The 19,778-nt window shown below is 55.0% G+C and carries 14 protein-coding genes; 7 read left to right on the forward strand and 7 right to left on the reverse strand.

Annotated elements, in window-relative coordinates; translation table 11 throughout:
* The first annotated feature begins 81 nt into the window (after positions 1-81).
* A complete protein-coding gene (locus PSR63_RS09415) occupies positions 82-1,521 on the forward strand; it encodes a TonB-dependent receptor (RefSeq protein ID WP_274332701.1) in 1,440 nt (479 codons plus the stop codon).
* Between the two features lie 161 nt (positions 1,522-1,682).
* Complete coding sequence (locus PSR63_RS09420; protein ID WP_274332703.1) at positions 1,683-2,096, forward strand: ester cyclase; 414 nt, start codon at positions 1,683-1,685, stop codon at positions 2,094-2,096.
* A 13-nt stretch (positions 2,097-2,109) separates the two neighbouring features.
* Here the strand turns inward: PSR63_RS09420 and PSR63_RS09425 are convergent, their stop codons facing one another.
* The 3 genes from PSR63_RS09425 to PSR63_RS09435 all read right to left on the reverse strand — a co-directional run bounded on the left by PSR63_RS09425 (position 2,110) and on the right by PSR63_RS09435 (position 3,988).
* Entirely contained in the window at positions 2,110-2,784 is a 675-nt protein-coding gene (locus PSR63_RS09425; RefSeq protein ID WP_274332705.1) for a family 16 glycoside hydrolase, read from the reverse strand.
* Between the two features lie 65 nt (positions 2,785-2,849).
* Positions 2,850-3,584, reverse strand: a complete 735-nt coding sequence (locus PSR63_RS09430) for a hypothetical protein (protein WP_274332707.1) — start codon at positions 3,582-3,584, stop codon at positions 2,850-2,852.
* 95 nt (positions 3,585-3,679) lie between these two features.
* Positions 3,680-3,988, reverse strand: a complete 309-nt coding sequence (locus PSR63_RS09435) for a hypothetical protein (RefSeq protein WP_274332709.1) — start codon at positions 3,986-3,988, stop codon at positions 3,680-3,682.
* A gap of 195 nt (positions 3,989-4,183) precedes the next feature.
* Here PSR63_RS09435 and rlmN point away from each other — a divergent pair, with 195 nt between their 5' ends.
* Complete coding sequence (gene rlmN / locus PSR63_RS09440; protein WP_274332711.1) at positions 4,184-5,245, forward strand: 23S rRNA (adenine(2503)-C(2))-methyltransferase RlmN; 1,062 nt, start codon at positions 4,184-4,186, stop codon at positions 5,243-5,245.
* Here rlmN and PSR63_RS09445 read toward each other — a convergent pair.
* Both PSR63_RS09445 and PSR63_RS09450 read right to left on the reverse strand, forming a co-directional pair.
* The gene (locus tag PSR63_RS09445) at positions 5,242-5,757 is read right to left on the reverse strand and encodes a hypothetical protein (protein WP_274332713.1); all 516 of its coding nucleotides are present in this window, start codon (positions 5,755-5,757) and stop codon (positions 5,242-5,244) included. The two genes, rlmN and PSR63_RS09445, sit on opposite strands and share 4 nt — an antisense overlap.
* A gap of 428 nt (positions 5,758-6,185) precedes the next feature.
* Positions 6,186-6,893: an MOSC domain-containing protein gene (locus PSR63_RS09450; RefSeq protein ID WP_274332714.1), complete on the reverse strand. Its 708-nt coding sequence runs from the start codon at positions 6,891-6,893 to the stop codon at positions 6,186-6,188.
* A 577-nt stretch (positions 6,894-7,470) separates the two neighbouring features.
* Between PSR63_RS09450 and PSR63_RS09455 the strand changes: the two genes are divergently transcribed.
* From PSR63_RS09455 to pilM, 4 genes are all read left to right on the forward strand, one after another.
* Complete coding sequence (locus PSR63_RS09455; protein WP_274332715.1) at positions 7,471-8,691, forward strand: type II secretion system protein; 1,221 nt, start codon at positions 7,471-7,473, stop codon at positions 8,689-8,691.
* Positions 8,692-9,038: 347 nt separating this feature from the next.
* On the forward strand, positions 9,039-10,340 hold the full coding sequence (locus tag PSR63_RS09460) for a type II secretion system protein (RefSeq protein WP_274332717.1): 1,302 nt from the start codon (positions 9,039-9,041) through the stop codon (positions 10,338-10,340).
* Positions 10,341-10,479: 139 nt separating this feature from the next.
* Positions 10,480-11,712 carry a DUF1573 domain-containing protein gene (locus PSR63_RS09465; protein WP_274332719.1) on the forward strand — a complete coding sequence of 411 codons (1,233 nt, stop codon included), beginning with the start codon at positions 10,480-10,482 and terminating at the stop codon, positions 11,710-11,712.
* A 60-nt stretch (positions 11,713-11,772) separates the two neighbouring features.
* Positions 11,773-14,367, forward strand: a complete 2,595-nt coding sequence (gene pilM / locus PSR63_RS09470; RefSeq protein ID WP_274332720.1) for a pilus assembly protein PilM — start codon at positions 11,773-11,775, stop codon at positions 14,365-14,367.
* A 143-nt stretch (positions 14,368-14,510) separates the two neighbouring features.
* Here pilM and PSR63_RS09475 read toward each other — a convergent pair whose 3' ends face one another.
* Positions 14,511-16,868 (reverse strand): arylsulfatase, encoded by a 2,358-nt coding sequence (locus PSR63_RS09475; RefSeq protein WP_274332722.1) that lies wholly within the window; start codon positions 16,866-16,868, stop codon positions 14,511-14,513.
* Positions 16,869-17,071: 203 nt separating this feature from the next.
* Complete coding sequence (locus tag PSR63_RS09480) at positions 17,072-19,435, reverse strand: DUF4159 domain-containing protein (RefSeq protein ID WP_274332724.1); 2,364 nt, start codon at positions 19,433-19,435, stop codon at positions 17,072-17,074.
* Between the last annotated feature and the right edge of the window lie 343 nt (positions 19,436-19,778).

Below are 19,778 nucleotides of genomic sequence, written 5' to 3' on the forward strand. Positions count from 1 at the left end.
CGTGGCGAAACGTCGGCGTGCGATCGGTAACTCGCCGCGTGATTTTCTCAACCAACTCAACGCTTACCGAGCGGAACTCGCATGCTCCAAAATAACTCCGGAAAGCCCCTGGATACCCACCAGAAGGCACTCAGCATCAACCTGGACAACCGCCGTTACGGCACGTTTGCCGAGATTGGTGCCGGCCAGGAAGTCGTTCGTTGGTTCTTTCGCGTCGGGGGTGCTGCCGGAACGATCGCCAAAAGTATGTCCGCTTACGACATGCAGGTCAGCGATGCGATCTACGGACGCGCCAAACGCTACGTCTGCCGCGAACGCTTGCAGGCGATGCTCGACCAAGAGCATGCATTGAACCTGGAACGCTTGACCGACATGCGAGGCGAGACGAGCACCTTCTTTGCCTTCGCCGATACGGTGAAGGCCCGCGGCTACAAAGGGGGCTCGGAATGTCACGGCTGGATGGGCATCAAGTTCCAAGCTCACCCGCGCGATGACGACAGCCAGATCATCATCCACGTCCGCATGCTGGACAACGAGATGGCCTTGCAGCAGGAAGCCCTGGGGATCGTCGGCGTGAACCTGGTCTACGCCGCGTTCAACTACCATCACGAACCGGAACTGCTGGTTGACTCGCTGCTGGATGGCCTTTCGACTTCGCGAATCGAAATCGACATGATCGAGTTCTCCGGCATCGCCTTCCGCCGGGTCGATAACCGCCTGATGAGTTTGAAGCTGGTTGAACTCGGCTTGAGCGGTGCCGCCATGTTCGCGGCCAACGGCGAAGTGCTGCAACCGTCAGAATTCCTTTACAAGAAACCAATTCTGGTCGAGCGCGGCAGCTTCCGTCCCGTTTGCAACGTTAACGTGGACATGCTCAGCTGTGCCCACGAAAAGTTCTCGCAGCTTCCCGACATCAAAGGGAAAGAGGTGGCCCAGATCATGGAGATCACCATGCGGAACTTGAAAGCCGAAGGGGAGATCGACCGCCGCGACTTCCTCGCCCGGGCCGACGTGATGGCCGCGTGCGGCATGAACGTGCTGATTTCGGACTACTTCGAATACTATCGCCTGGGTGCGTACCTGGCCCGCTGCACGAACGAGCACATCGGCGTGGTAATGGGAGCGGCCAGCCTCCGCGAACTGTTCGACGAGAAGTATTACACCTCGCTCGATGGCGGCATTCTCGAATCGTTCGGACGCCTGTTCAAGAACGATCTCAAGATCTACTGCTACCCACTTCGCGATCGCGATAGCGATGAACTATTGACCACCGAATCGCTGAACATCAAACCGGAACTCCAAAAGCTGTACCGCTACCTGCTGGAGCGAGACGGAATCAGCGATCTGGACAACTACAATCCAGAGTGCCTGGGCATCTTCTCGCGAGACGTGCTCCGCAAGATCAGCGAGTGCGATTCCTCGTGGGAAGCGATGGTTCCTCCACCGGTCGCCAAGGTGATCAAGGAACGTAAGTTCTTCGATTACCAGTGCCCCGACGACGACTCGTGTGCGGTCTCGTAAGCAGCAACCGCAGCATACCGTTCAACGAAAGCTCCTTGCCCAGGCGAGGAGCTTTTTTTGTTCTCGTGTGCTCTATTCGGCTCGGCCGATAAAATCATTTGCACGGTATCACCCCGAAGGATAACCTCGTAGCAGGAGCTACTCATCTACAGGGGGATCTCATGGCGATCGACAAAAAAGCGAGCTCGAAAAAGCTGCTCGAATTGTGGGGCGACAATGCCGTGCACCAGGCGTCGGACTACCTTGCTGACAACTACGTCAATCACCAAATGCCGGACGCCGCTGGAGGAACTTCTTCCAAGTCGCTGAGTGAGTGGAAAGCCCTTGTTACAGATTTCCACGAAGGTTTCTCGGACGTGAAGATGGAAGTGCTACTTCAGGTAGCCGAAGGGGACTACGTTTGCTCGCGCTGGCGGATGACGGCCACCAATACCGGCGCGTTCCGCGATGCTGACGCGACCGGAAAGACGACCACCTGGACCGGCGTCCACACCGATCGCTACGAAGGTGATAAACTCGTCGAAAGCTGGGTCGATTGGGACAAGTCGAGCTGGCTCGAAGGACTCGGCATGTAACTGGTCGGCAAGCCTACTTCGCGGCGGCTTCCCAGATGGCCACGTTGCGGAACAGGGCCCCTTCTCCGCGGGCCACGAAACCGATGCGGCCTTTGTGATCGAGGAAACGCTCGTGAGCGGCTTCGATTTCCTGGCCATCGAGCGTGGCTCGCATCCGATCGCCGACCACTTCGATGCTGATCTTATGCCACTGGTCGGGTTCGACATCGTGCTTAATGCGTTTCAGTTCTTCGCGACGGGTTTCCTTCGAGATACCGGTCATCTTTTGAATCCAGAACGCATTCGGCTTGATCATCACGCGGCCCTGATGCAGGTTCGGCTGATTCGTATCGCGAAAGACAAACGCTACCTGAGGGGACTCATTCATCTTGAACTCGGCCGTCAGCACAAAGTCGCGCATGTCGGTCACGTACTCGCATACGGCTTCGTGACCGTTGGGTCGCTTCTCGCTGGGTGCTTCCTGAATGGCGTAAGCGGCTCCGTCGACCGTCTTCCAGTCCCCGAGACCGTCGCGCCACTGGCCTGCTTCCGGCTTGCCCTTCTTGATCATCACGTCAGGCTTGTCGAACTTTTCGAAAGCGACCAACTTGCCAGGCTTACAAAGCTTGGTTTCAGGTGCAGCCGGTGCTTCACCAAAAGCAGGAGCCACACAGCAGACAACGGCAGCGAATACGAGAGAACGGACCATGGGCGGGCATCTCATGAAAAAGAAGATAGAGGGGATGGAAGGGGCTGTGATCGTTCGGCCGAGCGTTACTCTTCGCTCGCGCCTTCTTCGGCGGCCGGGGCATCCTTCTCGGATTCCTCAGCCGGTTTTTCTTCGGTCGATTCCGCTGGCTCATCGGAGGCTTTCTCCTCTTCAGGAGCTACTGGCTCTTCGGCCGCTTCGACCTTCAAGTCCGCTGCAAAGCGATAGAGCGCTGGCAGGAACTTTTCCTTGTCGACGCTGTAGGTGAGTAGCTCGATCGAGTACCGTTTGCCTGAGCGAACCGTTTCCAGGAAAACGCCGTTGGCCGCCAGACTGCGGAACTTCATAGCCTTCTCGTAGCGGACATACCAACTGTCGCCAATGTTGACCACGGTCAGGGCCGAGTCTTTGTCGCTGCCCACTTCTTCGGTGATCTTGGCAACCAACTGCTTGGCGGAGTCGGCCGAAGACGTTTGCGGTAGATCGCCAGCGTCGGCCTCACGCAGCACAAGCCGCGGAATGCCTGCCTTGTCTTCATAGTAAGCGGCAAAGAGATAGTCGTTGGATCGCGGCAGGAACTTCCAACCCTCGGGCATGTTCGACTGAACACGACCACCATCCAGCGGAGGCGTCGCCTCACCAACTGGGGCGAGTGAAACCTTGGGGGCCTTCACCGGTGCCGGGGCCGGCGGAGCGGCACCGCCACCTCCGGAAGGAGCAGGTGCCGGAGCTTCACTCGTACATCCTAGCGCCGTCACCAAAAGCACAGCGCAGGTAACTAGACTCATTCGCAGCATCATCGTGGGGACTCCCGCACTCAAACAGGTGAGTTGTTGGTACTAGGACGAGGCAACTACGAAACGGCACGCTGGGTAGGGCGTGATGGGGGGTGCCGTTACTCGATCGTTTCTTCGATCGTTTCTTTAACCTTCTGAACGAAGTGTGGCGGCTTGCCAGACTTGCTCAGGTCGGCGGCTTTGGCTTCGGCTTCTTCCTTCTGGTCGAAGTCGTAAAGAGCGACCCGCTTCATCGACTGATTGAAAACCCCCCAGAACATCTTCATGCGGACTTCGGTGGTTTTCTTACTGCGGGATTTGCGCTTCGCCTTTTTCTTCTTGGGTGCTCCTTCGTCCTTAGCTTCGGCGGCTTCAGCAGCCTCCGCTTGAGCGCGCAACTCTTTACGATTAGCGACTTTTCGAGCCATAGTGCAATCTTGCCGTTGTGGGAAGTTGACCAATTACCTGCGAAGGCGAGAATCTATTAAAAGACGAGTTCACCTAGTGGACCTACCCTCGCAATGGGTTGAATTTAGCTAATATAACGGATTCCACTGCCATTCACCATGGGCAGACCGTTTTCCCTCAAAATAGCCATAGGGTCTCACAGGCAGACCTTACCTATGATCGATCTCGTAGAACAAATCGTCCGTCATCAACTGGAAGACACCGTCAAAGAGCTGGGGCAACCTAAGTTTCGGGCGAAGCAACTGCGCGAGTGGATCGTGCAGAAGCGGGTCGACTCGTTCGACGAAATGACCAACTTGCCCAAGCCATTTCGCGAGAAGCTAGCCGAGTCTTGCCGGATCTGGACGACCACCATCGCCAAGCACACCACCGCGGACGATGGCACCGAGAAGCTGCTGGTCCAGCTACACGATGGCGGACGCATCGAATGCGTTTTGCTGCGGGACGGCGACCGCCGGACCATCTGCATCAGCTCTCAGGTCGGCTGTGCGATGGGCTGCGTCTTCTGTGCTTCCGGATTGGATGGCGTCGACCGCAACCTGACTTCCGGTGAGATCGCCGAACAGATGCTGCGGCTGCAGATGCTGCTGCCGGAAGACGAACGTTTGAGCCACATCGTTGTGATGGGCATGGGCGAACCCCTGGCCAACATCGATCGCCTCTTACCGGCGCTCGATCTTGCCTCGGCAGAAGACGGCCTGGGCATCAGTGCTCGGCGAATTACGATCAGCACCGTTGGCTTGCCTCCGGCAATCGACAAGCTTTCTAAGCTCGACACGCGGTATCACTTGGCCGTTTCGCTGCACGCCCCTAATGACGAGCTGCGAACCCAGATCGTACCAGTGAACAAGACGATCGGCATCCAAAAGATTCTGGACGCGGCCGATCACTATTTCGAGGTGAGTGGGCGACGGCTCACCTTCGAATACGTGCTTCTTTCCGAGCTGAACGACCGTCCCGAGCACGCGCAGCAGTTGGCCAAGTTGCTTAAAGGCCGCCCTGCCCTGTTGAACGTGATCCCTTATAACCCGGTCCCTGGCCTCCCCTATGAAACGCCAACGGTCCAGGCCCAGCAGCGTTTTCGCCAGATCCTGGAAAGCCACGGTATCACGGTGAAGTTCCGCCACCGAAAAGGGGACAAGATCAACGCGGCCTGTGGACAGCTGCGACGGCTCTCGAAAGAGAACCTGGTGCCGCTGGAAGGAACGCCTTCCTAACGCTCGGAGTCGAATTGATTCACGAGCTCGGCAATCTCTGAGACAAACGCTTTGTCGACATCCGACGGGTAGTAAAGTCGAACGATCACATGGGCGTTTACGTCCTTGCGATTGGGAGCCATCATCAGCACTTGGAAATAGTGTCGATCGAACGTCTGCGGCACCGCGGCCATGCCCATATAGGGCCCTTCGTGAAGATGCGCCGTGCAGAGGATTCCCTTTCGGTCGGGGCCTACCATCTCAATCGCTTCTTGCCACTTGCCGGTCAGTGTGGGCAAATGGACCATGAATTTGCGCGTCTTCGCGGACCATCTCAAATGTTGGTCAGGTTCCTTCGGCTGCTCGAGCTTGGCATCGGGGTAGTACTTCTCGATGACGCCGCTCAGCTTCTGTGAGAACGCTTCAAAGGGTGGCTTATCCCACTGGAGACGTTCGTCCGCGAAACCTTTCGCGACCAAACAGAGCAAAACGCTGAGACTGCAAGAGATCCAATTCAACGAGCAACGCGACATTTCCCACCTCACGAACTGTCGTGATTGTTTCCGAGTACGGCTGCTCAGCATTGTACCCCTTCAAGCCACTGCATTGCCAAGAAGCAAAAAACGCCCCGCTTAGTCAGCGGAGCGTCTTTTGAAATTAAACCTTCGGCCAGATGCGACGAGTGGAGTCGCTGCGAGAATTGCGCGTTTCTGAGCGTGCACATGCACTAGCCGTTGATGAAACGGGCAATCGCAAAAAAATGGTCCCTCAGCCGATGTGGGCCGAAGGTTTATATCCTTTGTTCGTGATGCTCCCCTATTTTACCTCACAATTGCCATGAGGATAGGTCGGAAACACGAAGAATAAGTTCGACCACCAGCCCGGTTCAGGTTCACTAAATCCCATGATCATTTTCGTTTGCGAAGAAACTCGCCCGATAATGACGGTAGAAATTTGTCTGCTAGCCCGCTGCTTTTTCGACCCGCTTTCGAAATTCACCCCGCCATGCTTCCGCTAAAACGGCACAATCGGCCATCTGTTGAGCATCCTCTAGATTGCTCCGATCGTGATAGAAGAGCTCGTTCAGCCGCGCGATAGGCCACTCAGGCAGCATACGTTCCACCAGATCCATCCCTAGGCCACCGCTAACGGTCCCTTCTTCCACAACACGCACGTACCAGCCCATGCGGCCGGTTGACACGGCAAGTGCCGTGAGTTGCTTCAGTCGCCAACGTCGCCCTAGCTTCCAGCACGGCTGACGCGGCTGAGAGACTTGAATTCGAGCGGTTCCCACTTGATAGATGTCTCCCAGGCAGACGTTATCTTCTGAAAGCCCACGTACGGTCAGGTTCTCGCCGAATGCCCCGTCGCCAAAGCTATCGATTGGCAAACGCTCGGCAATCGCGTCGATTTGCTGAAACTCGTTACGCCAAACGGGATAGTGCTCGGCTGCATAGCACAGGACGGCTTTATCTTCCCCCCCGTGATTGACCAGATCGGCGACGCCGTCTCCCTCGAACCCCAATCGATTTAAGCGAATGGCCTGGGAAACCGGTTGCTTGAAGAAGCCGGTCTGCCAGGGCTTATCCATCGGATCGGTCGCTTCCGCGCTGCCATAGTGCTGCGGCATGCCAACTGCCACCTGGACGATAACTCCTTTAACAGACAACACTTACTCCTTAAACAACGAAGTCACTTGGATGGCGAAATGCGACGATTCTGACCGCCCAATGCCTGCTTGGATGCCCGTCTGCCAAGAAAGATCCAACATCTCTTCGAGAGGTTTTCCCCACGGCCGGGGATACGGAAGTGCGATTTCTCAATATTATTTTCCCGGGGTCGAACCATTGGCATGAAGAGATCGTAACAAGGCTATCGAGACATTTCCCTCCAAGAATGTTACGAAGCAAGTGTGAGTTCCAGGAAAAGGCCACCCAATAGCGTTCGCCAAAAAAGCGAGTGATTTTGGGTGGCTTTCTTCCTTTTCTTGAGCCAACTCACCAACCGCTGATTCTTAACAAAACGGCTCTACCGGACTCACCGCTGCGCAGCTTCGAATGTTTAGCTCGCTTCTGAACGCTTCTCTTTAAGCGAAGACAACCGGGGCTAAATCCGTTCTTAACATGTCGTCCTGACAATATGCTCGAAATGTACACGGCAAGGCAGGCAATCAGTAAGTGTTCGTGATCTCACTTTCACTCGATTTTGCCAACCCGCATCGTAGCCTCACCAAACGCAGAGACTCCATGACATCAAACAATTTGCTTGCGAAGCCAAGGCCAGCGTTCACGCTCGTCGAACTGTTGGTCGTGATCGCGATTATTGGAATCCTGGTTGGCTTGGTCTTGCCGGCAGTCGCCAGTGCACGGGCTTCGGCACGGCGGATGGAATGCCAGTCAAATCTTAAGCAAATCGGTATTGGCCTAGTCAACTTTGCCGGTATCGATAAAGGGCGACGTCTCTCCTCCGGCGGTTTTAGCTGGAAACGGGATGGGGCTGTTACCGAAGTGGGTTGGGTCGCTGACCTGGTCAATACCAACATCGGTGTTGGTGACATGCTCTGTGCTTCCAACAACTCGCAAATCTCCGATACCTACGAAGACCTGCTATCCGAAACCAATGTCACGAAAACAGGAACCGCTCCCAACGACTACGCCAACTTCGCCGATCCCGAAGGCGATTCGCTTGGCTCGTTGACGGTCGCCCTGGAAAGTGGCTTAGCTGGCAAGAACCCTTGTCGCGAAATTTGCGAGACGGTTGCCTTACAAACCCCAGGCGATCAGCGCGACGAACACGTCAAAACAAACATCTACGACAAGCTGTATAACACCAACTATACGGCTCACTGGTTCCTGGTACGCTCGCGCGTTCGGATGAGCTACGACAGTTCAACGCGTCGTCCAACAGGAAATGTTGTCAGCACGTCAGGCTCAAACGCCTTGATTTCCCTGGGCGCAACCCATGGGCCTCTGACCACCGCAATGGTCGACAACGCGGCCACATCTCCTAGCCTGATTCCCCTGATGGGCGATGGTTTGTCGGGCGGTGGCGGGCTATTGACACGCGGACTATCAGGCAGCGTGCGAGCAGGTGACCCAATGGTCCCCTTTTGCACATGGGGTCCTCGAGTTTCGACAACCGATGCCATTGCTGGTTGGACCGCTACCACGCTCATGCAACCGCCTGTGTTTAGCGGCGTAACTGAGCAGGTCTGGAAAGCTGCGTGGTGGGAAGGTTGCCGCCAGGACCTGCGTCAGTTTGGCGCGATTCACGGCGATGTCTGCAACGTCCTGATGGCCGACGGAAGCGTTCGTTCCCTCACCGATAGCGATGGCGACGGTTACCTCAATCCTGGCTTCATCGCAGGTCAGGACTACTTGGTCGGATACACCCGCAGCGATGAGGCGGAAGTCCCTGAAACCGAGTGCTACTCGCGGTGGGACCTAAAACCGCTGAAGTTCAAATAACTGCCACAAATGAGGGTCAACCCTCGCCACAAAGAAGTGGAATTAACCTTAATCGAAAATTCGCTCCGAGATTCACATTTCGTTGACAATCCAAAGCGACAATCTAGCCAAATCACTTTACTGAAAGGAGGTCGTAGTAGTCATTCGGTTCCCATTCGTAGTTATGTCAACCTGCTTTTGATCACGCCGAAGCGTCTTCAAAGCCCCCACCCCCAGATGGAATATCACAGCACAAAAAAAGAGAGACCGAAGCACTAGATTTGGAACTCCGTGCCTCGGCCCTCTCGAAAAGCGTCTTACGACACTCTTTCCACAATTGCTTGTAACTAAATCCTTGGAGATTTTCAATGAAGAAGCGTGGTTTCACGTTGATTGAACTGTTGGTGGTTATCGCCATCATCGGTATCCTCGTTGCCCTGCTGCTGCCTGCCGTTTCGCGTGCTCGTGAAGCTGCTCGTAACGCAGAATGCAAGAACAACCTGCGTCAATTCGGTATCGGTGCTTACATCTTCGCCGGCGTCGACAAGCGTGGTCGTCTGATCAGCTCCGCTTACGACTTTAAGCGTGACGGTTGCCCAGACACCTACGGTTGGGTTGCGGACTTGGTGAACACTGGTTCCGCTGCTCCTGCCGAAATGCTTTGCCCAACTTCCCCGCTGCGTGGTTTGGAAAAGCTGAACGACCTGTTGGGTGGTTCCGCTACGACCGACCCTAAAGAAGGTGTCGCGACGAACAAACTGTTCGCAGGTCTGTGTGGTCCAACTTCCGCTGCCCCATTCAGCAATACGCCTGCCACTACCGCAGCACGCGCTGAGTACCTGAAGACCCAGTTGCTGGATCAGGGCTACAACACGAACTACGCTTCGAGCTGGTTCGCTGTCCGCGAACAGGTCACCTTCACCATCGGTGGTACTGGTAACAAGGACCTGTTGGTTGTTGGCCAAATGAAGGGTCTGGGCGGCACTCGTGGTGGTATTCGTACCCGTACGGTCGAATCCGCAATCGTTCCTTCCCAGGCGATTCCACTGCAAGGTTGCGGTGCCCCTGGTGACACGGACGAAGCTGTTCTGTCGGTTGACCTGAGCGTTGACGCCGACTTGATCGAAGGTGCGCGTCTGGCCGAATCGTTCAATGACGGTCCTGCTATCGCAAGTGCTAGTGCCGCTTCTGGCGTCACGACGCGCGTTGAAGTCAACCCAATTCCTTTCACGGCCTACAGCCAAACTGGTGTTGGTTCGTGGGACGGTCTTGATGACCCAACTGCATTCGCAAATGACGAAGTTGCCAACGACACTTCGGGTGCTGGTAACTTCAACGCCGACGGTCAGCGCATGGCTGGTACCGGTGGTGACGGTGCCCAGTGGGCCCAGGACACTCGCGACTGGTTCGCTTGGCACGCTGTTGGTAAGACCGGCGGTGCTTGTAACATCCTGATGGCTGACGGTTCGGTGAAGACCGCCTTCGACGTCAATGGCGACGGCTTCCTGAACCCAGGTTTCAACATCAATCCAAATGGTACCGATGTTGAAAACTCCCTGATCGACAAGGTTGGTTACACCGACAACACCGTCGAAATGGACTGGTTCGACATCTACTGTGGCGTTTCGATCCTGCCTCGTAAGGCTATGAAGGGTACCTTCGAAGACTAGTCTTCAAGGGCCTTGGCCTGACGAGAGGAACCGAAAACTACGAGACCTCTAGAAAGTCCGAGCCTTGGGGGAAACCCCAAGGCTCGCTTTCATGTTACTTTCCCCACCTACTTTCGAGTCAATTGCCATGAGCCGCTTCATGCCCCTGGTTATCCTGCTGATTTCCGTCACGATTGCGGGAGTCTTATGGTTGTCAGGCCCCTTTGATTCTCAAACATCGAATTCAACGCCAGCGAAGGACACGCAAGCGGCTGCCACGGTAGAGCCTTCGACCAGCAACGAAACCAAAGTAGAAAAAGAATCCACAAAGGATGAGGAAGCCGCCCAGAAAAGCACAGCCTATCCCATCGCTGTTACTCCGAAAACATCCTACGACTTTGGCGTCCTGCCCCGTTTTACCCAAACGCATCATGTCTTCGAGATCCGCAACGAAGGCACCGCCCCGCTGGAACTGAAACAAGGGCCAAGCTCTTGCAGCTGCACGATCCTGGGCCTGGAGACCTCAAAGGTCATGCCTGGTCAATCTGCGGAGATCAAACTCGAATGGACATTGAAATTCAAAGAGGGCCCCTTCTCTCAATCGGCAACCATCTACACGAATGATCCCAATCGAAAAGAGATTGAGCTGGTCGTCAAAGGCCTCACGGAAACACGTCTGGGCTTGAGCGAATCGGAAGTGGTCTTTTCGTCCCTCTACCCCGGTGACAGTCCAACCAAAGAGGTACTTTTGTACTCGCGTACGCTCAAGTCGCTGGGTAACGTCGCCCAAGACGTTAAGGCAACCATCCCCGGTTTGAACGTTACCTTACACGAAGCATCGACCGAGGATCTTGAACCTGTCGAAGGACGTTGTGGGTACATTGTCAAAGTCGAAGTTCCCGGCGATCTGGAATCAGGCCACCATGTCGGCCAAGTGCAATTCACTGCCCACCCTGACGAACTTACCGACGAGGAGCAGGTCGATGCGAGAACTCCTAAGGTCGCTCTCAACATCGACCTTCGCGTCAAAGATCCTGGCGTCAAGTTCTTCTCTCCGCTGATCGATGGCTGGGGACGCATCAAGCTTGGTCAGGTCTCTTCTGAGAAAGGAAGCGAACTACTCAAGCTTAATTTTCGAGTCGATCAGGGAGCGACGCCGTGGAACGTGACCGAAATTCGCAAATATCCTGAATTTCTCGATGTGAAAGTCGTCCCACTCGATCAGGAAAAAGGACTGTTCCAGCTTCAGATTCAAGTCCCCCCCGGTACCCCAGTAGGGAACTATTACGGCCAAACCATTGGACGTATTGTCCTGGAAAGCGACCACCCGCATATTCCTCGCGTTCCGTCGGACGAACGCGTTGGAATCGCACTCGAATTCCACGTTGATTAAGCACACTTACCCTGGAATCGTCTTCACACAGCCTTCATGATCCGCAAATACAATGATGCAATGTCATCCACTGAATCGAGCATCGACCCGTACGACCGTCTGCTTCGGATTAAGACCGAAGGGAAACCACTCAATTTCTACGAGGTACTGAAACTCGAAGACTTTGAGAAGGACGTCAATTACATCCGCAACTACGGCGAGAAAGCTCGCAAGCAGCTCCATTCCAAGTTCGGTGAAATCGATCCAGGCCTTTGGCGGCAGGTCTTCAACCATGTCGAGGACGCGATCGCGACGCTAACCGACCAGGAGAAGAAAGCCGAATACGATAAGAAGCTGGATATAGAGAAGACCGGTAACGCGGCTCGCGTTGCCGCCAGTTCCAATGGCAACGGCAATCATTCCGCCTCATCTCCGGCCGAGCCTGGCGATCGCATCCAGTGCCGTAAGTGCTCTACCCTCAATCCGCCCTCGCGTCGGTTTTGTTCCGATTGTGGTGATGCGCTCTTCATGGCCTGCCCCGAATGCGGTGGCATGAATACCGTTCACGAACGGTTCTGTGGACAATGTGGCGTGAACCTGCAAGCTTCAGCGAATGCACAGCGCGAAGCCCTGGAGTCGCGTTTCGACGAAGCGGAAGCATTGCTCAAAGACGGGCGTCATGAACGCGCGTGCGATGTCTTGCGAACCCTTACCCGGGCGCAGCACGAGGGGGAAGTCGAATTCGCCAAGCGTGCCGCTACGATGATCACCCAGATCACGCTCGAGAAAGAACGCCTGATCGACCGTGCACCGGAAGTCGAAGCCGAAGCGAGACAGCTTCGCGATGGGAAACATGCCGAGAAGGCGGTCTCTTTGATTCGGGAAATCCCGAAGGTGCTTTGGCCTGACTCTCTCAAAGAACTTTACGATGAAGTCAGCGAGACCAAGAAGCAGATCAAACGACTGGCTCAGGAAATCAAGACAGCCATTCAAGAGCGTCGTACTTCGCGTCTGCTTCCGAAAGTGGAACGTCTGCTCGAGCTGAAGCCGCACGATGTCTCGGCCCAGCGGTTGGCTGAAAAGCTTCGCAAGTCGCAAGATCAGGCCGATCGATTGAAACGCGAGAAGCTGATCGAAAAAGCCAAGCAGTACCTCAAGCAGTTCCGCTACGAGCGAGCCCACCAGGTTCTCACGGAAGTCCCCGAATCGGTTCGTACAGAGAACTTCCTAAAGTTCTTTGATCAGATTTCGGAACTGGCCTTCCTTTCGGCTGACCTTCGCCGAAGTTCGTACGCCGATCCTATTTTGGTCGGTATGGCGAGTCGCCTGGTCAAAATGATGCCGAAGGACAAGCATTCAATCGATCGGCTGCACAAGATCACCCAGCGTGTCGAACAGGCTCGCAAAAACCGCGAAGCGCCAAGCTCTTATTGGAACGAACCACCCAAGCACACCACGCTGGGCATTCCAATTGATCTTTATCCTCGGTTCCGGAAGTTCAATACGGCTGCGGTCGACGACAACGAACACTTCGAACACTTCTCTTCTGGCTTCATCGTCGCCGTGGGCCTCGCCCTGCAAGGCATCGGCGCAGCCAAAGTCGAAACGAACTTGCTACCTAACAAAAGCGGTGGCGTGTTTGGATTAATCGGGGCCGGCAAGAAGGCACCTACCGGCGAACTGGCCTGGGGGATCGATCTCAGCAACTCGGGACTGAAAGCCGTGCTACTACGCAAGGAAGTCAAGGGAGAGAAGAAAGATGCCGAGACGATTGTTCACATCGAACAGATGGTGAAGGTCGAATTCAAACGGCCTCTTTCGCGAGCGGACGACGCGGACCGTCGTGGTCTGATTCAAGACGCCGTCGAACAGTTCTTCAACGCCGTCGGCAGAGATGTCTTTAATGACAAACGCGGTAAGCCGATTGTTTGCCTGAGCCTGCCGGCAACCGAAGTCTTGGGACGCTTCCTGAATCTTCCGCCAGTGGACGACAAGAAGATCCCCAAGACGGTTGAATACGAAGTTCGCCACCAGATCCCTTTTCCGATGGAAGAATTGTCATGGGACTATCACGTCTGGGATGACAACTTGGCCCCGGAAGAGATGAGCCTGGAAAGTGATGCCAAGCGAACCTGCGTGGTCGTCGCAACACGCTTGACCAAGCTACAGGAACGATTGGCGTTTTTGCGAGGACTGGGCATCACGCCGAGCCTGGTGCAAACCGATCAGATGGCGATCTATAACTTCTTTGACTTCGACCTCTTCTCGGATCAGTCATACCGCGAGTTGATGGAAGAAACGGAACAAGCCGTCGGTATCCTCGACGTCGGTTCGGATGCCAGCCACCTGGTTATCTGCGGGCCCAACTCGATTTGGTTCCGTAGCTTGGAAGTGGGTGGCGAGAACTTCACGCGTATCCTCGTGCGTCAGATGAGTCTGACGTTCAGTAAGGCCGAAGAGCTTAAGAAGAAGCCCGATACGGCAGACGAGATCTTCAAGCTGTACGACGTGGCCGAGCCTGTACTTAAGAACATCTCGAAGGAAACGTCGTACTCGGTCAACACGTACGCTGGCTTAGACAAGCTCAAGCTGGCCGAGATCAAGCTTATTGGTGGAGGCTCTTACCTGCACGGGCTGCTGACCTTCTTACAGTTCGGAAAGTTCCTGGACGTATAACCGAATCCGTCAACAATCACCGCTGGTGAAAACGACCTGAGCTTTGACTTGACAAAGTAAAGGGTAAAGCCACCAGGTGCCAATGCAAAAGGCGATCATCCGAACGAGATGATCGCCTTTTTTAATGGATTAAAAGACGCGTACTAGTTCAATTCAATCGTCACCGTCTTCAAGTGACCACCGAATTTAAACGGCAACTCATACGCGTCGTTGATCGGCGTACCGGTATCGAAGCCGATATCGGTCGTCTCGTCGAGTGTCACCCGATTGGGGATACTCTTTTCGACGCGTCCCTTGCCGACGACTTGATCGTTCGCGTAGAGCGTGACATTCGCACCAGCAAACGGTTTGTCGGCATCCGAGATGTACTCCATCTTTAACTTCACGTCCCCGGTGGGGATCTTGTCTTCCGACACGATCGTATAGCGATCGACCCCGGCCAGGTTGTAGTGATACGTCAGCTTGCCATCTTTCACGTAGAACGCGTATCCACAGAAATCACCACCTTGGGTGAACAACACGCCGTCGGCGCCTCCTTCAGGAACCACAACCTCCGCGGTGATCGTATGGCTCTTATGCTTAAGGTCCGGAGACGAGCCTTCGGTCAAGCGAAGCAAATTTGGATAGACAAACTTGTTACGTCCCTGGGTCAAGCTGGGACGGTTATCAACGGCCAGTCTCGCTGTCTTACGATCATCCAATGGCAGTACGTCGTAGCGGGCAGCTTCCGCGAAGAACAACTTGACCAAATCCTTCAGCTTCTCAGGCTCCTGCTTGGCCAAGTCATTGGCTTGGCTGAAATCCTCTTCAACGTGGTAAAGCTCCCATGGCATCTCTAGCAGATTGGCTGGTGGATTTTCGGAAACCCATGGAACGCCACGCAGGGCACTGGCCATCCAACCGTCGTGGTAGATGCCTTGGTTGCCGAGCATTTCAAAATACTGTGTGGTCCGACGGTCTTCGGCGCTGGCATCGTCAAAGGTATAGACCATGCTGACACCTTCGATTGGCTTCTGCCCGATGCCATTCAACTGGGCTGGCGTTTCAACACCTACGATCTCGAGGATCGTTGGATAAATATCGATCACATGATGGAACTGGTCGCGTACTTCGCCGCGGGCCTTGATTCCTTTCGGCCACGAAATCGCCATGCCATTTCGCGTTCCGCCAAAATGACTGGCAATCTGCTTGGTCCATTGAAACGGCGTGTCCATTGCCCAAGCCCAACCAGCGGGAAAATGATTGTAATGCTTAGCACTTCCCAAGGTGTCGATGGCTTTCAACTTGGATTCCAGTGGTTCTTCGATCCCGTTGAAGAAGGTCATTTCATTCAGCAGACCGCTCAAGCCACCTTCGGCACTCGAGCCGTTATCACCGGCGATGTAGATAATCAGCGTATTGTCCAGTTCGCCCATCTCATCAATCGCATCGACCACGCGTCCGACTTCATGGTCGGTGTGGGCGGTGAATGCAGCAAAGACGGCCATCATTCGCGCGTAGACCTTGCGTTGATCTTCGGGGAGGGAATCCCATGCAGGCAAAGAATCTGGCCGAGGCGTCAACTGCGTGTTCGCTGGAATGATGCCCATCTTCTTTTGGCGAGCAAACGTATCTTCACGATACTTATCCCAACCCCCGTCAAACTTGCCTTCGAATTTCTCAATCCATTCTTCTGGAACCTGATGGGGAGCATGAGTCGCCCCAGGAGCAAAGTAGACAAAGAACGGACGCTGCGGAGCGACGGCCTTGGAAGCACGCATCATCCGGATGGCATGGTCGGCCAAGTCAGTCGTCAGGTGATATGGGGAACCATCCTCATTGGTTTCAGGAGCGGTCATACGCCGCTTGTTCTCAACCAAGGCTGGATGAAACTGATCGGTATCGCCACCGACAAAACCATAGAAGTAGTCAAACCCCAAACCATTGGCCCAGCGATTAAACGGACCGACGATGCTCGTTTCCCAGTCAGGCACATTGTGGTTCTTGCCGAACCAGGCATTCATGTACCCGTTCTCTCGCAGCACTTCCGCGAACGTTCCCGCGGAAGCAGGGATGATTCCCGTGTACCCAGGGAAGCCAGTCCCGGCTTCACCAATCACCCCGGAACCAACCGAGTGATGATTGCGTCCGGTCAGCAAGGCCGCCCGAGTTGGCGAGCAAAGCGCCGTAGTATGGAAGCGATTGTAGATGATGCCGTTCTTCGCAATCCGATCCAGCGTGGGTGTCGGTGCCTCACCACCAAACGTCGTGCATTGACCGAAACCACAATCGTCGATCAGCACGATCAAGATGTTCGGTGGGTCTTCCAAGCCATACGTTTGCGGAATATCCAGCTTCGGCTTAATAGCAACCGAGTCCTTGTAGGTTAGGCCAATCTTTCCCTTGAATGGCGCTTCCGGTCGAGGCAGAACCTCTTGGGCAATGACGGATCCGACGTAGCAGAATGCCGCGAGACAACAAAGCGTACCAGTCGCACGTGCGACCAACGTTCCAGAAAGCATGGTGTGGGACTCCATGTACGAAGAGTGAATACTCGATGTAGAAAGCAAGTTGATACAGCACCGGCCATTCCGCCAAGATAGCGCGATCCCAACGCCAAAGAAAGCAAATTCGCGAAAACTTCAACGTTGCGCGAAGCCAGGCAAGCATTGCGTTTGTCAAATGCATCAAGCGCAATATGGGCTTAGACGCCCCTATTGGTTTCCTACTGCTGCATAGCGTAGAGCAGAACGTTCGTAGCAATCCGGGCAGCATCTTCCTTGATGTACCCTTTGCACTGCAAAGAGGCGCCACTTTCCATCGCACAGCTCAGGTCGTTCGGGCTGAAAACAATAGCGAGGCGATCGTTGATGAATAGGCCTTCCAGTTCAGGGCTCGATTCTCGCCGGACTGACTTGAGTCCCCCTTCATTGCTGTTGCGAGTCTGGGGATCGTTGAGCGTGACGTTGGTGATGTCAAAACCGCCATACCCGGTCGACAACATGGGATGATCGATAGGAATCGACTGCAGCTTGGCATCAGGGAAGATCGCTGCGATTTCGCGGCGGAACGCGGCCGTGAATGGCTTGCTGGCGCAGATCGAATCGGCGAAGAGAAAACCGCCCCGTTCGAGATACTCTTTCAGATGCTTCCGCTGCTCTGAGTTAAAACCAAAATCGCGGCGGCCATGCATGAACAGAATCGGATAGAACTGGTGCGCGTCGTCCTGCAGCGTCACCATTGGTTTTTCGATATCGAACCGCAGGTCTAACTGTTCGCCAGCAACACGAACCATATTGGCCAGCGCCGCCGGGGCATCGTCCGAGCCACCCAGGTGCTGGATCTTAGCGACCTTCAACACATTGCGTCCCAGTTCATCTTGCACGCCGCCGTCAGTAGTCAGCTCTACTCGTTCTAGCTTGTCCTTCAATTGTCGGCCGGTGGCGTAAGCCAACACATTGGCCCCGATCGCGTTGGCCGCTTTTACCTGGTTACGGACTTTGATCGAGATGTTGTTGTCATCCAGAAAACTGCGGCTACCGTACAGTTCCCAGTAGCAGCTCAAATCCTGTGGCGTATAGACCACGCTCGTACGGCAACACGCATCGAGTCCCCACAGCGGTACAGCGAAGTCAGGATTGACGGCCTGTTCAGCAAACCAGACCGGATGATCCGGCGGAAGCAGTCGGAAGGAACTATCTGGCAGAATCCGCTTCAACATCGCTCGGAAGTCGGTGTCGAACTTCTGGCCACCGCAGCCAGCTTCGGCAAAGATGAAACCACCCCCTTCGATATATTGCTTGAGCAGTTCTTCCTGCTTCGGTGTGATCTGGAAACCATCTTTCCCACTGATCCAAATGACCGGCGTTTGCAACAGGTCTTCAGCAGATTTAACCGCACTCACGTCAACGACCTGCCAGGTCATCTTCTGCTGCCAGAGCCCTTCCACGTGGCGATTTAAATTATTGAGATCGTGTCGATGCGGGTTCCAATCCTGATTGGCCGTGTACCGTAACTTCGAGACCAGTACCGGTCGGCGTCCTTTGGCCAGAAAGAGCAGCGCGAAGCTGGTCGAGACCAATGGGTTGCTCTGCTCGACGACGCCGGTTCCCTTCCAGGTTCCATCCAGCGAATCTTGCCAGGCGACCAGCAGTTCGGCCCCTTCGCGGTACCAGTCGTGCGTGCCCATGAAACGACGACCACTCAATCGGCCGACACGCTCGATACCATAGAGGTAATACAAAAGCGAATTCCCGCCCCCGCCCCCTTCCGACGGATTGGTACGTAGCGTCATGTTTCGCGCGAGCCAATCGAAACCACGATCGACCGAACTGTCCTTCTTGAGCGGCACGCAGCAGTTGACGTTATCGCCATTGATTTCGGCGTCGCCACTCTCCAGACGCTTGGTCGTGATGATCATCGACGTGATGCCAGCACAGGTCATGCTGCCGGTACCGGGAGCGTTGGGCAGATATCCCCAAGAGCCGCTTCCGTTTTGCATCGATTCCCAGCGGAGGAACGCTCGCCGCCAGGTTTGCTCCTTCACGGAGGCTCCGTGCTCGGCTGCTTCGTCCAAGGCAAGCAGCGCGAACTGGCTATTACTGTTGTCGCCACCACCGCCCCCTGCTCGCGGGGAACCATACGACCACAGCCCGGCTCGTTCGCCTGATTCGATCTGATAACTTTCCAGCAAAGCAGCATTTGATTTGATCAGCTGCAAATCTTTCTGCGGATCGACGGCACAGAAAACCATCGTTTGCAGGGCAAGTGCGTACGTCTTATCGGCCCGGGTACTGCGCAGCGAAGTCAGCGCTTTTTGAATCGCTGGATCATCTTTGGGTACGCCTGCTTCTAACAGAGCCAAGGTGACCAGCGAAGTTACCCCACCCTTAAACTCTGCGTAGTCTGGCCAGCTTCCGTCTTGTCGCTGCGTTGATTTGAGATAACGAACCGCTTTGTCCATCGCGTCGCGGACATTTTGGGGAGTCACCCCACCGCGCGTAGCCGCACGTTGCGCCATCGCAGGGGGCGCAATCAACAGGATCGCTACAATCAGCGCTAGGCAGCTAGTGATTCTCAGTGGGAACAAACGGGGGTTCCTTGGGGACACGTCGCGTTCGCTTCTTTTCATCTTAGGTTTGCCTGCGGTGGGCACAAGCGAAATGCAGGTGCGTTGTTTCCATCGAAGCACGTTTCTACAATCACTTGGCTAGGGCAGTCGGTTTTCGCTTGTCGGAACCAAACCTTTTCCCCTGCGTAACTTACAATTACCCGGCTAACGACTTATCCTGTCCCCTCGCCTTCTCTCTTTGGATGGGAGAGGGAACCAGATATTAGCCGATACCAAACTTAGCGTCACTCATTCACCATCGACGATTCCCATCTGAGACAAGGCGTCTATTGTGGGCAAAACCAGAAACCTGGGCGAAGTT

This window comes from Bremerella sp. P1, from assembly GCF_028748185.1.
Classification (GTDB): Bacteria; Planctomycetota; Planctomycetia; order Pirellulales; family Pirellulaceae; genus Bremerella.